The 13889-nt window shown below is 35.4% G+C and carries 14 protein-coding genes; 5 read left to right on the forward strand and 9 right to left on the reverse strand.

Going from position 1 to position 13889, the window contains the following annotated elements:
• Positions 1-5 precede the first annotated feature (5 nt).
• The 4 genes from gldD to mutY are packed head-to-tail and all read right to left on the reverse strand — an operon-like array spanning position 6 to position 3448.
• Complete coding sequence (gene gldD, locus YQ22_RS06605) at positions 6-569, reverse strand: gliding motility lipoprotein GldD (protein ID WP_058104874.1); 564 nt, start codon at positions 567-569, stop codon at positions 6-8.
• Positions 559-1887 (reverse strand): gliding motility-associated protein GldE, encoded by a 1329-nt coding sequence (locus YQ22_RS06610; RefSeq protein WP_058104873.1) that lies wholly within the window; start codon positions 1885-1887, stop codon positions 559-561. Before YQ22_RS06610 ends, gldD begins: the two co-directional genes overlap by 11 nt.
• A gap of 19 nt (positions 1888-1906) precedes the next feature.
• Positions 1907-2371: a single-stranded DNA-binding protein gene (locus YQ22_RS06615; RefSeq protein ID WP_058104872.1), complete on the reverse strand. Its 465-nt coding sequence runs from the start codon at positions 2369-2371 to the stop codon at positions 1907-1909.
• Positions 2372-2398: 27 nt separating this feature from the next.
• Positions 2399-3448, reverse strand: coding sequence for an A/G-specific adenine glycosylase (mutY, locus tag YQ22_RS06620; protein WP_071340548.1), 1050 nt, complete (start codon positions 3446-3448; stop codon positions 2399-2401).
• A 127-nt stretch (positions 3449-3575) separates the two neighbouring features.
• Here mutY and YQ22_RS06625 point away from each other — a divergent pair, with 127 nt between their 5' ends.
• The 4 genes from YQ22_RS06625 (at position 3576) to YQ22_RS06640 (ending at position 7094) form a co-directional block, all read left to right on the forward strand.
• Positions 3576-3866, forward strand: coding sequence for an HU family DNA-binding protein (locus tag YQ22_RS06625; RefSeq protein ID WP_027065813.1), 291 nt, complete (start codon positions 3576-3578; stop codon positions 3864-3866).
• Between the two features lie 262 nt (positions 3867-4128).
• Positions 4129-5676 carry an Rne/Rng family ribonuclease gene (locus YQ22_RS06630; RefSeq protein ID WP_071340549.1) on the forward strand — a complete coding sequence of 516 codons (1548 nt, stop codon included), beginning with the start codon at positions 4129-4131 and terminating at the stop codon, positions 5674-5676.
• Positions 5677-5781: 105 nt separating this feature from the next.
• Entirely contained in the window at positions 5782-6579 is a 798-nt protein-coding gene (locus YQ22_RS06635; RefSeq protein ID WP_071340550.1) for a DUF3667 domain-containing protein, read from the forward strand.
• Positions 6580-6617: 38 nt separating this feature from the next.
• Positions 6618-7094 (forward strand): regulatory protein RecX, encoded by a 477-nt coding sequence (locus YQ22_RS06640; protein WP_071340551.1) that lies wholly within the window; start codon positions 6618-6620, stop codon positions 7092-7094.
• Between the two features lie 6 nt (positions 7095-7100).
• Here YQ22_RS06640 and YQ22_RS06645 read toward each other — a convergent pair whose 3' ends face one another.
• The 4 genes from YQ22_RS06645 to bioA all read right to left on the reverse strand — a co-directional run bounded on the left by YQ22_RS06645 (position 7101) and on the right by bioA (position 11730).
• Positions 7101-7973: a cupin-like domain-containing protein gene (locus tag YQ22_RS06645; RefSeq protein WP_071340552.1), complete on the reverse strand. Its 873-nt coding sequence runs from the start codon at positions 7971-7973 to the stop codon at positions 7101-7103.
• Positions 7974-8051: 78 nt separating this feature from the next.
• On the reverse strand, positions 8052-9146 hold the full coding sequence (bioB, locus tag YQ22_RS06650) for a biotin synthase BioB (RefSeq protein ID WP_071340553.1): 1095 nt from the start codon (positions 9144-9146) through the stop codon (positions 8052-8054).
• Between the two features lie 89 nt (positions 9147-9235).
• Positions 9236-10447: a beta-ketoacyl synthase N-terminal-like domain-containing protein gene (locus tag YQ22_RS06655; RefSeq protein ID WP_071340554.1), complete on the reverse strand. Its 1212-nt coding sequence runs from the start codon at positions 10445-10447 to the stop codon at positions 9236-9238.
• Between the two features lie 8 nt (positions 10448-10455).
• Positions 10456-11730 (reverse strand): adenosylmethionine--8-amino-7-oxononanoate transaminase, encoded by a 1275-nt coding sequence (gene bioA, locus YQ22_RS06660; protein WP_071340555.1) that lies wholly within the window; start codon positions 11728-11730, stop codon positions 10456-10458.
• Between the two features lie 63 nt (positions 11731-11793).
• On the opposite strand from bioA, the gene YQ22_RS06665 reads away from it, so the two are divergent.
• Positions 11794-13275, forward strand: coding sequence for an ArnT family glycosyltransferase (locus YQ22_RS06665; RefSeq protein WP_071340556.1), 1482 nt, complete (start codon positions 11794-11796; stop codon positions 13273-13275).
• Here the strand turns inward: YQ22_RS06665 and bioD are convergent.
• Positions 13270-13887: a dethiobiotin synthase gene (gene bioD / locus YQ22_RS06670; RefSeq protein ID WP_071340557.1), complete on the reverse strand. Its 618-nt coding sequence runs from the start codon at positions 13885-13887 to the stop codon at positions 13270-13272. The two genes, YQ22_RS06665 and bioD, sit on opposite strands and share 6 nt — an antisense overlap.
• Positions 13888-13889 lie beyond the last annotated feature (2 nt).

Consider the following 13889-nt stretch of genomic DNA (forward strand, 5'->3'; position numbering starts at 1 on the left):
ATCAGTTACTTATTTTTCCACCTTAAGGTCTCAATGATACTTCTTATATCATTTTGAAGATATGAAGCGGCAGGAAGAATGGAGTCATAATTAGGCCGTGAATAAAAATATACAGAGCCCGTTAAAAAATGTTCAGTACTATCCGTTACAAAAAACTGGGATTGAGAAGCCGCATTGCCCTGCACCTCAAACAAGGCACCATACACTTTCTCATTTGGGTTTACATATGGCTGCTCTACAATATTGTCAGCTTTCGCAGCATGTTCATAACTTAACCTTTTAGAATCGTGAATCAACTGAGATAAATTACCATCAACTTTCTTATAACTTAAAAAAATGGCTCCTTTCATTTCAGGGTACGAAATGGTATATGCCTGATCGCCATTAGGTTCTGCTTCTGCCAACTGATTGTACTTAAAACTGAAGTTCTCGGTTTCTAAGTCCGCCAATTTACCTTGTGGATACTCTAATCTCATTTTAGCTTTCGGCTTTGGAATTACCGGCTCATCTTTACAACTGAGCATTAAAAGAAATACTATAAAAAATCCTACTAATGACTTACTCTTCATGTGGTAAGGTTACTTTTATTTGTTTCAATCGTTTTTTATCCATGGCCTCTACTACAAAAGTGTATGACCCAAACAATATCTTTTCTCCACGTCTAGGAAAACTGCCAGCTTTTTCCAAAACAAATCCGGCCAAGGTTTCTGACTCTCCTTTGTTTTCCTCAAAGTTATCCGTATCCTCTAATTTGATAACCCTGTAAAAATCTTTTAAAGGTGTTTTTCCTTCAAAAACATAGTTGAAATCATCCAATTTGGAATAAATAAGGTCTTCATCATCAAATTCATCACTAATATCACCAACTATTTCCTCAATAATATCTTCTAAGGACACTAAACCTGATGTGCCCCCATACTCGTCAACAACAATTGCCAAGTGATTTTTCTTTTCTTGAAATTCGGATAAGAGATCATCTAATTTCTTATTCTCGGGCACAAAGTATGGCTCTCTTATAAGGGTCATCCAATTAAAGGTCTTTCTGTCTAAGTACGGAAGTAAATCTTTTACGTAAAGAACCCCTTTCACAGTATCTATATTCTCACCAAAAACAGGAATTCTAGAATAACCGTGCTTTTTAATTTCTCCCAAAACTTCAGGAAATTTCATTTGCTCATTTAAAGCGAAAATATCTATACGGGGACGCATTACTTGCTTGGTGTCCGTATTACCAAAAGTTACAATACCTTCTAAAATCTTCTTTTCTTCTTTTGTAGTATCTCCTTGTGAAGTTAAATCCAGGGCTTGGGATAAATGATCGATACTTAAATTAGATTTCTGTTTACCTAGCTTATTATATAAGAACAAGGTACCGGAGCGCATTGGCAAACTTAAGGGTGAAAATATAAAGTCCAATATCCTTAAAGGGAAAGCCATTAAGTGTGAAAAACTCATTCTATTTCTATTGGCATACACCTTTGGCAGTATTTCACCGAACATCAATATTAAAAATGTTGCTACCACAACTTCTAATAAAAAACGAACGGACACCACCCCGAACAATATCTGATTAACATTTTCAAATAACGTGTCACCAATTACACTGAACAACAAAACAACACCAATATTAATAGCATTGTTAGCTATTAAAATGGTCGCCAATAGTTTTTTAGGGCGCTCCAATAGTTTAATGAGAATAGCACTTTTTGCCGTTTTCTCATCTTGCAATTCTTTAATTTCGGTTGTGGATAAACCAAACATGGCCACCTCTGCTCCTGAAATTAGTGCAGAGCAAAGAAGAAGTACACATAGTACAATTATATTCATTGCAAAAACACCGTTTACAACCAATGTTGTCATTAAAAACGGTATGGGGTCTGGATCCAATAGCTGCTATTTAATATTGTTAGAATGGCAAATCATCATCATCCTCTTGACTTACAGGTGCTGAAGATTTAGATGGCGTTCTATTTTCAGTACTTACGGGTTTTTGCTGACTAGGTGCAGCTCCACCGTTATTTTGCATACCTTCTTTTTTGGTAGTCAAAAACGTAAAATCTTGCACGTGTACTTCTGTTGAATATCTAGTATTACCATCTTCACCTTGCCATTGACGGTTTTTCAACCTTCCTTCAACATATACCTTATCACCTTTACTTAGATATTTTTCACAGATTTCAGCAGCTTTATTTCTCACCACTATATTGTGCCAATCTGTATTGGTAACCCTTTCCCCGGTAGATTTATTGGTATACGTCTCATTCGTAGCAATTGGAAACCTACCAATACTACCGCCTCCTTCAAAATAATGCATTTTAACTTCGTCGCCTAAATGCCCTATTAACATTACCTTATTTAATGTACCGCTCATAACTTAAAGATATAAAAATCAAAAGTACTAAAATTTAAATGCTTTTATAAAATCTGCGATCAAAACCGGCACAGGAAATTCAGTTACTTTTTCAACAGGAATCTTATTGGTTAAATCTGCCTCAATATCAACTATCCAAAATTTGGTATGTAAATGTTGATGGGACAATTTATGCACTATATCCATATCATTATATATATGTATATCTTTTACGACCGCCCCATCAAAAACAGCATTACTACCTGCAATAACATCATTGAGCTCCAAAGATGCTTTTGACTCTATTAAAGGAAACTCCCAAAGATTTTGCCAAATACCTTTACCCTTTCTCTGTTGCAATATGGTAAACTTATTATTTTTTGCATCCTTATATATAGGTATAAGATAATTGAAGTACCTATTACTAACTTTTGTCTTTTTAAGTTTTACTGGCAATTGATCAACCAGGCCTTTTTCCAAAGCAACGCAACTTTCACTCAATGGGCAAAGTAAACACAAAGGTTTTTTGGGCGAGCATTGCATTGCACCAAACTCCATTATAGCTTGGTTGTAGTCCCTTATATTTTCAGGGTCCATAACCTTTTGGGCCAAAGACTTAAAATATTTAATGCCCTCTGTACTATTTATAGGGATATCTATACCATAATACCGAGACAATACTCTGTACACATTACCATCTACAACTGCATGTGGTTCATTAAAACAAATGGAAGAAATAGCACTGGCAGTGTAATCACCTACCCCTTTCAGTGTTAAAAGTTTCTTATAATTATCTGGAAACTTACCTTTATATTCGCCCATAACCATTTTTGCGGCAGCATGTAGGTTTCTGGCCCTAGAATAATACCCAAGTCCTTGCCAGAGTTTAAGAACCTGCTCTTCTTTTGCGTTGGCAAGATCACCAACGGTAGGGAAAATTTCCACAAACCTTAAGTAATACGGGGTTCCCTGAGCTACTCGTGTTTGCTGAAGAATGATTTCAGAAAGCCATATTTTGTACGGATCAGTGGTTTTACGCCATGGTAAAACACGTTTATTTTTATGATACCAATCTAAAATTTTACCCGAAAATGACATGCTCTTCAATACTAAGTTATAAAAGTAGCAGTTTATACACTTAAAATTAACCCATTAGAAAGAAAGATTGAATTTAATTTATATATTTGCAACCCGAAAAAACATACAGAAAATCTAATATTGAAAGATGACGAAAGCGGAAATTGTATCGAAGATCTCAGATAAACTGGGAATTGAAAAAGGAGATGTACAGGCAACTGTTGAATCCTTTATGGAAGAGGTAAAAACATCATTAGAAAGTGGTGACAATGTTTACCTAAGAGGTTTTGGTAGTTTTATCATTAAAACAAGAGCTGAAAAAACCGGTAGAAATATTTCCAAGAACACAACTATTAAAATACCCGCTCACAACATTCCTGCATTTAAGCCTGCAAAGGTTTTCGTTGAAGGAGTTAAGAGCAACGTACACGTAAAATAATTAATCTTAAAAAAAGAACTTTATGCCAAGCGGTAAGAAAAGAAAGAGACATAAGGTAGCTACACACAAGCGCAAGAAGCGTAGAAGAGCTAACCGACACAAGAAAAAGTAGTTTTAAAAACTACTTTTTCTTTTTAAAAAACGTTCATTGACATAGAGATCCAATATTTGGATTTCGGCAAATACACTAGTATTTGTCTATGGTATTGTTTAATCAGTTTGTTCCCTATACAATAGTTGGAACAACTAAAAATATATTCAGGTGAATAGAGAATTAATCGTAAGATCTAGTTCGCAATCTGTTGACTTTGCCTTGTTAAAGGACGGAAAACTCACTGAACTGCACAAAGAGGAAAACAGTAATGATTTCTCTGTTGGAGATATATTTCTTGCCAAAATAAGAAAGCCCGTGACCGGTCTTAACGCAGCGTTCGTAAACGTTGGTTATGAGAAAGATGCATTTTTGCATTATCACGACCTTGGTCCTCAATTATCTTCAATGCTTAAGTTCATTAAACAAGTGAGCACAGGAAAATTAAAAGATTACTCCTTAGGTAATTTTCCGTTCGAGACCGATATTGACAAAAATGGTGTTATCACCGATGTCATAAAAGCAAACCAATCTTTATTGGTTCAAATTGTAAAAGAGCCTATATCCACTAAAGGACCAAGAATTAGTTCCGAGCTTTCAATTGCCGGGCGTTATTTGGTAATGGTTCCTTTCTCTGATCGTGTATCTGTATCTCAAAAGATAGGTAGCAAAGAAGAGAAAGATAGGTTAAAAAGACTTGTTAGAAGCATTAAACCCAAGGGGTTTGGTGTTATCATAAGAACGGTCGCAGAAGGACAAAAAGTCGCAGAGCTGGACAAAGATCTAGAAAACTTGCTGAACAAATGGTCAGCAATGTGTAAAAAATTACATCGTGCCCAAACACCATCAAAAGTATTTGTTGAACTTAATAGAGCATCTTCTATTTTAAGAGATGTATTTAATGATAGTTTCACAGGAATACATGTTGATGACGCTACATTATTCAGTGAAATAAAAGAATATGTAGCCGAAATTGCTCCTGAAAAGGAAAGCATAGTTAAGCACTATAACACCAATGTTCCTATTTTTGAAAAATTTGGAATCGAAAGACAGATCAAAACGTCTTTTGGCCGCACTGCCGCTATGAGCAAAGGCGCCTATTTAATAATAGAGCATACCGAAGCACTTCATGTAATAGACGTAAACAGTGGCAACAGATCAAACAAAGCTAAAAATCAAGAAGATACGGCCTTAGAAGTAAATCTCTTGTCTGCATCAGAAATCGCAAGGCAATTACGCCTACGTGATATGGGCGGAATTATTGTAGTGGATTTTATTGATATGGTAAAACCACAACATAGAAAAAAGCTTTTTGAACATCTTAGAGATGAGATGAAAGATGATCGTGCCAAACATAAAATACTACCTCCTAGTAAATTTGGTTTAATTCAGATTACCCGACAAAGGGTACGACCTGAAATGAATATTAAAACAACTGAAGAGGACCCAAATAATTCTGGGAAACAGGTGGAAGCACCTATTGTTTTAATAGATAAAATTACAGCGGACCTAGAAAAACTTCTTAAAGGACCTAAAAAGGATAGCAGTATAACTTTAAATATACACCCTTTTATAGCAGCCTATATCACTAAAGGTTTTCCATCAATGAGAACAAAATGGTTCTTGGAATATAAGAAATGGATTAAAATTCAACCGCGCGATGCGTATACGTATCTAGAATATCGTTTTAAAAATAAAGACGGTAAAACAATATATTAAGCCAATAAGACTTTATACAACTAAAAGCGACTCTAAACAGAGTCGCTTTTTTTGTTTTAGGTTTTTATGTATTTTAACCATCAATTTCCTAACCAACCAAAGTAAATGTCCTGCAAAAATTGTTCTTCTGCTCTAGTAAACTATTCTTTATTTTGTAATCAATGTGGTGCTAAAATAGTCTCTGAAAGAATAACGATTAAACGTATTCTAGAAGACGCTTTTCAAAATTATATTGGGTGGGACAATAAGTACCTTGTTACCATTAAATACTTGATTTTAAGACCTGGAGTGCTTCTTAGGGAATATTATAGCGGCACACGTAAAAAATTCTTAAATCCTTTTGCATTTCTAACTATAGGCATGGCTATTAACTTGTTTGTATTTAATTCTTTTGATGAAGAATACATTTCAGTAATGAATGATTTTAATGAATCTCAAATTAATTGGTATGCAGAAACACTGGGCGGACCATTTGCAGATCCAGAATTTAAGGCAGAACAGTTGGCCAAATCAGCTGAAAGCTCAAAATTTGCACTTAAGTACTTTAACTTAATGGTTATCCTTTTACTTCCAATATACACATTGATAGCATTTTTAGTATACAGAAAGCCATACAATTATGCGGAACATATTGTAGCCAATTGCTATATCCAAGGTTTTAGTTTTTTAACTACTTCTCTAATATTTTTTATAGCCATTTGGATTCACCCTAGCTTGTTTCTATTAATATATCCTTTATTGATATTATATTATACTTATGTTTATGGAAGACTATACAAACTTACCATTGGTCAATCAATATTAAAGGTTATTTTATTTTTACTAATAACAGTTGGAGCAGGAATAGCTGTTGGCATTTTAATATTTTTACTCAGTTTTGCTTTTGCTTATATCTTTGCCTAAGTATCTTCCTAATTTTAAATTTTATTTAAATATCACCATTGAACCAACAATCAAAAAGCTACACCGTTCAAGAAGCCACTAAAAAAATAGAAAGCTATTGTGCCTACCAAGATCGTTGTCACAAAGAGGTGGTTTCTAAATTAAAGGATATGGGTATGATACCGATAGCTATAGATACCATTATAGCCCAACTTATTGAAGACAGGTTTTTAAATGAAGAGCGCTTTGCCAAAAGTTTTGCTCGTGGCAAATTCAACATTAAAAAATGGGGCAAAAGTAGAATTGTACGTGAACTCAAGTTTAGAGATATTTCTAAATATAATATAACTACAGCTTTAAAAGAGATCGAACCCGAAGCATACTCAACCACCCTAGATCATCTGGCTAAAAAAAGACTAGATCAAATTACTGAAACAAATACCCAGAAAAGAAGAAAAAAATTAGCAGATTACCTCCTATACAGAGGCTGGGAAAGTCACTTGGTCTATGAAAAACTGCAAGAGTTAATTCCCTAAGAACCTTTAGTTTTCATCTAATGCCTCAACATTTTTATTGGTGTCAGTAATCGCCCTGATATTCTTGGCATCTATCCAATCTTGACCTTTGAGTTTTCGCATTAATACATCATAATGGCGCATTATCAAAATGTTGTAAAATGCCTTACCTAAATTTTTGGGATTACGTGCCAAAGCACGCAAACTCATAGAAAAACCCGGGGTTATATACTTCATATAATGCCAAAACCCTTCTGGCATATACAGTACTTCTCCATGTTTTAATGTTGTTTTAAAACCGTTAGCATGACTTAATGCAGGCCACTTTTGATAATCAGGATTAGAGAAATCAATGCTTTCATGAGTTATTAAAGAATGTGGTACTTTATAAAGCTTCTTTGTTTCAGATTGAGGAAACAACACTACTTCTTTCTCTCCATCAAAATGAAAATGAAAAATATTGGCTAAATCAATATCATAATGCATAAAGGTGTATGAATCTCTTCCGCCAAAAAACAACATTGGCAGCCCTTTTAAAAGCCTTAATCCAAAATCCGGAAAGGCATAGTCTTTCTGTAAGGCTGGTACTTCCTTTAAAATATTCCAAAGAAAAATTCTGTATTTGGTTGGCTCTTTTTTTAAAAGATCAACATAGTCCGCCATTTTCATTTTAGCATGTGGCTCGTTAAAACCGTCTTTATGCTGAACCGGTCTGTTATCATACAAGGGCACAGTAATATCCCCTGCAACCTCTTTCATGTAATCTAAATTCCATTTGGTAAAGGCTGGCCAGTCTGCAATAGCCTGTTCTAACACAACAGGCTTTTGAGGCTTAAAGTAGTTTTCTATAAAGTCGTCCTTAGTAATATTTTTTACCCTAGGAATGTCTGCTAACTTCAATTACTCTTGGTTTTTTTAGGGATGCCAAAGGTAATTAACGTTAAGAAAATATCTTCTTAAAAATGTATTAATGTAGTATTATTCAACAATTTTAGCCTTTTGCTTGGCATTTTCATTACGCTCAATTGAATGACCCGGTCTTGACCATTTTGGTTTTTCACCCATTGGTTTTAATTGAGAATCCTTTGCTTCAACAGTTTTTGGCTGTGATACTTTTGTAAACGGCTTTTGAGGGTTTAAGCCTAACATTTTGAACATTTCCATATCCTCGTTTACATCTGGGTTAGGAGTAGTCAACAACTTATCTCCCGCAAAAATAGAGTTTGCTCCGGCAAAGAAACACATTGCCTGCCCTTCTCTACTCATCTCTGTTCTACCAGCGGATAAACGAACCTGAGTCTCTGGCATAACAATTCTGGTTGTAGCCACCATACGTATCATATCCCAAATAGATACGGGCTCAATATCTTCCATTGGCGTTCCTTCTATGGCAACCAATGCATTAATTGGAACTGATTCTGGCTGTGGATTTAATGATGTCAACGCCACCAACATGCCTGCTCTATCTTCCAATGCCTCTCCCATTCCTATAATACCACCGCTACAAACGGTTACATTACTCTTACGTACATTTTCTATAGTATCTAAACGATCTTCAAAAGCACGAGTGGAAATTACATCTTTATAATAATCCTCTGATGTATCTAAATTATGATTGTAAGCGTACAAACCAGCTTCTGCCAAACGTTTTGCCTGATTTTCTGTGATCATGCCCAAAGTACAGCAAACCTCCATGTCAAGCTTATTGATGGTTCTTACCATTTCTAATACTTGTTCAAATTCAGGACCATCCTTAACATTTCTCCATGCGGCACCCATACACACCCTTGAACTACCAGATGCTTTTGCACGTAATGCCTGAGCTTTTACTTGAGAAACGGCCATTAAATCATTTCCTTCAATATCTGTATGATAACGCGCCGCCTGAGGGCAATATCCGCAATCTTCTGGACAACCACCAGTTTTAATGGAAAGTAATGTAGAAACCTGTACCGTATTAGGGTCGTGATTTTTTCTATGCACCGTTGCAGCTTCGTAAAGTAGCTCCATTAAAGGCTTGTTGTAAATTTCTAAAATTTCTTCTTTTGACCAATTATGTCTTGCTTCGCTCATATAATCTTAGGTTGTTACCAGGGTTCAAAAATAACTGAATTTAAATTGAAAAAATAATTGTTGGTTTTTAAATTAATGATTTACACCTTCTATTCTTTCTTAGAAACCAAAATACTTACTGCATTACCACCAAACCCAACCGCATTTACAAGCACTTTTTTCAGGTCTTTTTCATGCGTTTTCTGATTCAAATAAGGTATTGAGACCATTTCATTATTCTGTAACATGAGTATTGCCAATTCTAAATTTAACATACCCGATGTGGCAAACGTATGACCAATTTTCCATTTATTCGTAGTCAATTGCGGCATATCATCACCAAATACTTCTTTGATCGCATTATATTCTGATGAATCTCCTTTAATGGTTCCTGGTGCGTGCATTACAATGGCATCTACCTCAGCAGGATTTATCTCATCCAAAGCCTTTTTCATAGATTTTTGAAAGCAAACGGCATTTGCGGAAATTGATGTATTATGTTTTAAAATTTCCGTTGCAAACCCCACTCCTTCAATAACAGCCAGAGCATTGTCAACAATCCCTGTTTCCAAACAAGCAACTGATGCCGCTTCGCCTAAAATCATACTATTGTATTCCTTTTCAAAGTTTAACGCTTGGCAAGGATAATTTTGGCTACGCTCAATTACTGTTGCCTTATCGACTACCGAATTCGAGTTTAACGTTGGTGCTTTTGCGTATATTTTTAACGCTTTCATTTGGGCAATGGTAAAATTGGTCAAAGGTGCTTCACTAGCTCCTACCAAAAATCTACTAGACATTCCGCTATTTAACCAAGCTACCCCGTTCAACACTGAATGTAATCCTGTTGAACAGGTAATGGAATGTGAAATGTCCGGACCTTTTGCCCCTAAATCATGAGACACCCATGAAGATATGTTACCTAGCGTGGTTGTTGGTGAGCTGAGTGTAGATGAAATACCTGTATTTAAAAATTCAGAATGATATTCTTCAAACAACTTGGTTGCCCCTCTTGATGAACCCATATTGATTCCAAAATCAGAAGTATTACTCCAACCAGATTGTTCAAAAGCCATCCTAGAGGCTACCATAGCAAATAACACACTATTATCTAACTTTTTATATTTACTATCAGACCCTCGTAATGATGCTACCATTACCTTCGCAGATGTTGCTAAAGGTGCAACCCAGGTTTTAGCTTCATTGATATTCTCAAGTGAAAAATAATGTTGGTTATTTTGATAGGCTTTCCAAATTTCATCTAGACTAGACCCCAGAGGTGAAATTGAAGCTATGGACGTTATTGATATTTTTTCTTTCAATGTCTATTCTAAAAAGTGTTCAATGCTTCCGTTATGGCCTGATAAACCTTCTGAAGCTCTCCTTTTTTAACTACATAGGGAGGCAATACATAAACGGTATTCCCTAAAGGTCTTAATAAAACGCCTCTTTGTAAAAAAAAGCTATAAAGCTTATCTCTTAAATTACCGTAACGTTCTGTTTCTATATTTAAGTCAATGGCCAAAATTACGCCCTTAACCCTTACTTCAGCAACTTTTGGGTGTGATTTAATTTCTTGTACATATGTATTGTGAGCCATATTAATAGCTGACCTTTTCTTCACAATTTCTGGAGAGTTCAATAATTTAATACCTGCCAAAGCTGCTGCACAACCTAATGGGTGAGCACTGAACGTATGAGCGTGGAAAAAACCTTTATGCACCTCATCACTTAAAAATCCGTTATACACCGCTTGAGAACAACTGGTAATACTTAACGGGAACATACCTGCCGTCAAAGCCTTGCTCAAACACATGATATCTGGCTTGTTTTCCAAATAATCAGAAGCAAAATTTTTACCCGTTTTACCGAAACCGGTCATTATTTCATCGGCAATACATAAAATATGTTCTTCTTGACAAATTTCTATTAATTCATTTAAACCTTTAGCCGAATGGAATTTCATGCCGGCCGCACCTTGTACCAATGGTTCAAATACGAAAGCGGCGCATTTATTTTTCTTTAGTATTTGAGAGAGCAGCTGTTTAATCTCTTCTAAATTGTCTTCTGTTGGAACGGGAATACGTTCTACTTTTAATAAAAAATCTTCAAACGGACCGTTATATGATGATAGTCCCGATGCACTCATTGCACCAAACGTATCGCCATGAAATCCATCCTCAAAAGCAATTAATGTATCTCTTTTCTCTCCTTTATTATGAAAAAATTGAAATGCCATTTTTATTGCTGCCTCTACGGCCGTTGAACCATTATCGTTAAAGAAAATCTTAGCCTGATTGTTAGGCAATATTTCCATTAATTTTTCAGATAATTCAATTGCAGGTTCATGCGTTAATCCGCTAAACATTACAAAGTCTAAGGTTTGCATCTGTTGTGTAATCGCAGAAACAATCTGTTCATTGGCGTGGCCGTACATTACCGTATACCAAGAAGCGATCGCATCTATATATTCATTTCCATCTTCATCGAACAAGACAGCTCCTTTAGCCTTTACAATAGGCAGCTGGGGTTTTCCCAACTTATGCTGTGTAAGCGGATGCCATAAATGTTTTTTATCTCTATTGGATAGATTTTCTACAGTCATAGAATTTATAATTCGCCATTTTATCTATCTTGCAAAGATCGGGAAATAAACTGCAATAATCAGATGCCCTTAGAAAGAAACAGAAATGCACTTTTAGCTTTTTCCCAAATGAAGGATACTACGGTGTTCTTATTACTCTCATTAATTACACTATTTATTCGATTTCCCTTTTTCTTTAGAGACTATGTAGATCGTGACGAAAGTACCTTTATTCTTCTAGGTCAATCTTGGGTTGACGGATTTTTACCTTATACCCAGTTGTGGGACCTAAAACCACCTTTAACTTTTGCTTTTTTTGCGGCTATCATTTCCATATTTGGCAAAAGTTTTGTTGCCATACGCTTTGCCGGTGTAGTTTTAGTAGCTATAACCGCATTCTTTACATATAAAATAGCATTGACCCTAGTCTCTAAAAAAGCGTCTGTATTCATAGGGATAATCTGCGTTGTTCTGCTAAGCCTATTTGGCAGCTTACAAGGGGTAATGTCAGAACATATTTGTATGGCCTTCTTTGTACCGTCTATCTATCTTTTGCTTTCAAAAAATTCTAGCTTTTCCATATTTTTATCTGGTATACTAGTGGGTGCAACGGTAATGGTTAAGCTAAACATGGCTTTCCCAATTCTGTTCTTAGGACTTTTCTTATGCTATGAGTCCATTTTCACTAACAGAAAAACAAGCTTTGTACAGGTTGTCTTATTTGGTACCGGAGCCCTAACCATTATTCTGTCCACGGTAACCCCGTATTTTTTGAACGATATAACGTATACCTGGTGGGAGTCCGTAATTCTTGCTCCTTTAGAATATACAGAAGCTAGACGTTATTCTGTTTTTAAACTAGCACCCATCTTCGTTATTACAGCTGTATTTTTGTTTTATGCCCATAAAAGTAAAAATCTAGACTTTAAGAATAGAAATATACAGCTGTTATTGATTACCATAATAGGTGTATTATTTTCTTTTGCAAAAGGAGGAAGAATCAATGGCCATTACCTAATTCAGCTACACCCAATGCTTTTAATTTTAGTAGGTGTTGTTGTTAGCAACCTTATTACAGTTCATAAACCAAAAATACCGGCTTACTTAGCCGTAATTGGTCTATTGATTCCAGCCGAAAGTTATCTGGAGTACGCAAATGTTATAAATAATAAGATTGAAAAAGGTACTATTTTCAATGGTGAAGGTTTTTCTGCCCCACAATTCATTTTAGAAAATCAACTTGAAACCAAGAACGTACTATTCTTTGAATATCATATTGGTTATTGGAACTTAGGCACCTTACCACCAACTACCGCCTCTACACATCCTAGTAATATTTGTAGGGATGAACTTTTTACCTTTTTCAAAAATCCGAGAAAAAAGTCTATTGAAGAATTAAAATTTATCATGGAAGAACTACAACCAAAAACCGTTGTCATTAGAAAAGGTAAACGTATTTTAGATAAAAAAGAAGTTGAGGAAAACCAGTACATAGATAACTACCTTGCCCAACATTATACATTATTTGCAACGGTAGATAATGCCATTATTTTACAGCGATTATAAGGTTTGTAATATTCCTTGAAATTTGTCGGCATATTTTTTAATAACCTCTTTTGTGAATTCTTTTTCTTCGTCTATTCTACCGATTAACGACACACCGGTTTTATGCAGTATGATATTCTCCGTGTGCGGATTTGCTTCTCCACTGAACAATACCGAAACTTCATATCCTTTATGTAACAACCATTGTATTGTCAATAAAGAATGGTTGATACTGCCCAAATAATTTCTAGATACCACAACCACTTTATAATCTGGCATTATAATGTCGAACATAGTATCTTCATCATTAAGCGGTACCAATATACCACCAGACCCTTCTATGATCAAATTATTTTCCGTTTCTGGCTCGTTAATGTGAAACCTATCTATAGAGACACCTTCAATCTCGGCAGCAGCATGCGGACTCATGGGCAATTTTAGATTATAGCTGCTTGGGTGAAACTTAGACCTATCATTAGATATTAAACGTTTTACCTTATCCGTATCCGTATTATCTAAATCTCCAGCCTGTACCGGTTTCCAATAATCGGCTTTCAATGCTTCAACAAAAATTGCTGATGCAATAGTTTTACCTACCTCGGTAGAAATTCCTGTCACAAAAATCTTTTGCATAT

The sequence above is a fragment of the Maribacter sp. 1_2014MBL_MicDiv genome, from assembly GCF_001865655.1.
Lineage (GTDB): Bacteria > Bacteroidota > Bacteroidia > Flavobacteriales > Flavobacteriaceae > Maribacter > Maribacter dokdonensis.

What these genes read in the sequence shown, in the direction of transcription:
- YQ22_RS06665 (WP_071340556.1), top strand. Translation starts at nt 11,794, where the DNA reads ATGCCCTTAGAAAGAAACAGAAATGCACTTTTAGCTTTTTCCCAAATG.
- YQ22_RS06625 (WP_027065813.1), top strand. Translation starts at nt 3,576, where the DNA reads ATGACGAAAGCGGAAATTGTATCGAAGATCTCAGATAAACTGGGAATT.
- gldD (WP_058104874.1), bottom strand. Translation starts at nt 569, where the DNA reads ATGAAGAGTAAGTCATTAGTAGGATTTTTTATAGTATTTCTTTTAATG.
- YQ22_RS06615 (WP_058104872.1), bottom strand. Translation starts at nt 2,371, where the DNA reads ATGAGCGGTACATTAAATAAGGTAATGTTAATAGGGCATTTAGGCGAC.
- bioD (WP_071340557.1), bottom strand. Translation starts at nt 13,887, where the DNA reads ATGCAAAAGATTTTTGTGACAGGAATTTCTACCGAGGTAGGTAAAACT.
- bioB (WP_071340553.1), bottom strand. Translation starts at nt 9,146, where the DNA reads ATGAGCGAAGCAAGACATAATTGGTCAAAAGAAGAAATTTTAGAAATT.
- mutY (WP_071340548.1), bottom strand. Translation starts at nt 3,448, where the DNA reads ATGTCATTTTCGGGTAAAATTTTAGATTGGTATCATAAAAATAAACGT.
- YQ22_RS06635 (WP_071340550.1), top strand. Translation starts at nt 5,782, where the DNA reads ATGTCCTGCAAAAATTGTTCTTCTGCTCTAGTAAACTATTCTTTATTT.
- bioA (WP_071340555.1), bottom strand. Translation starts at nt 11,730, where the DNA reads ATGACTGTAGAAAATCTATCCAATAGAGATAAAAAACATTTATGGCAT.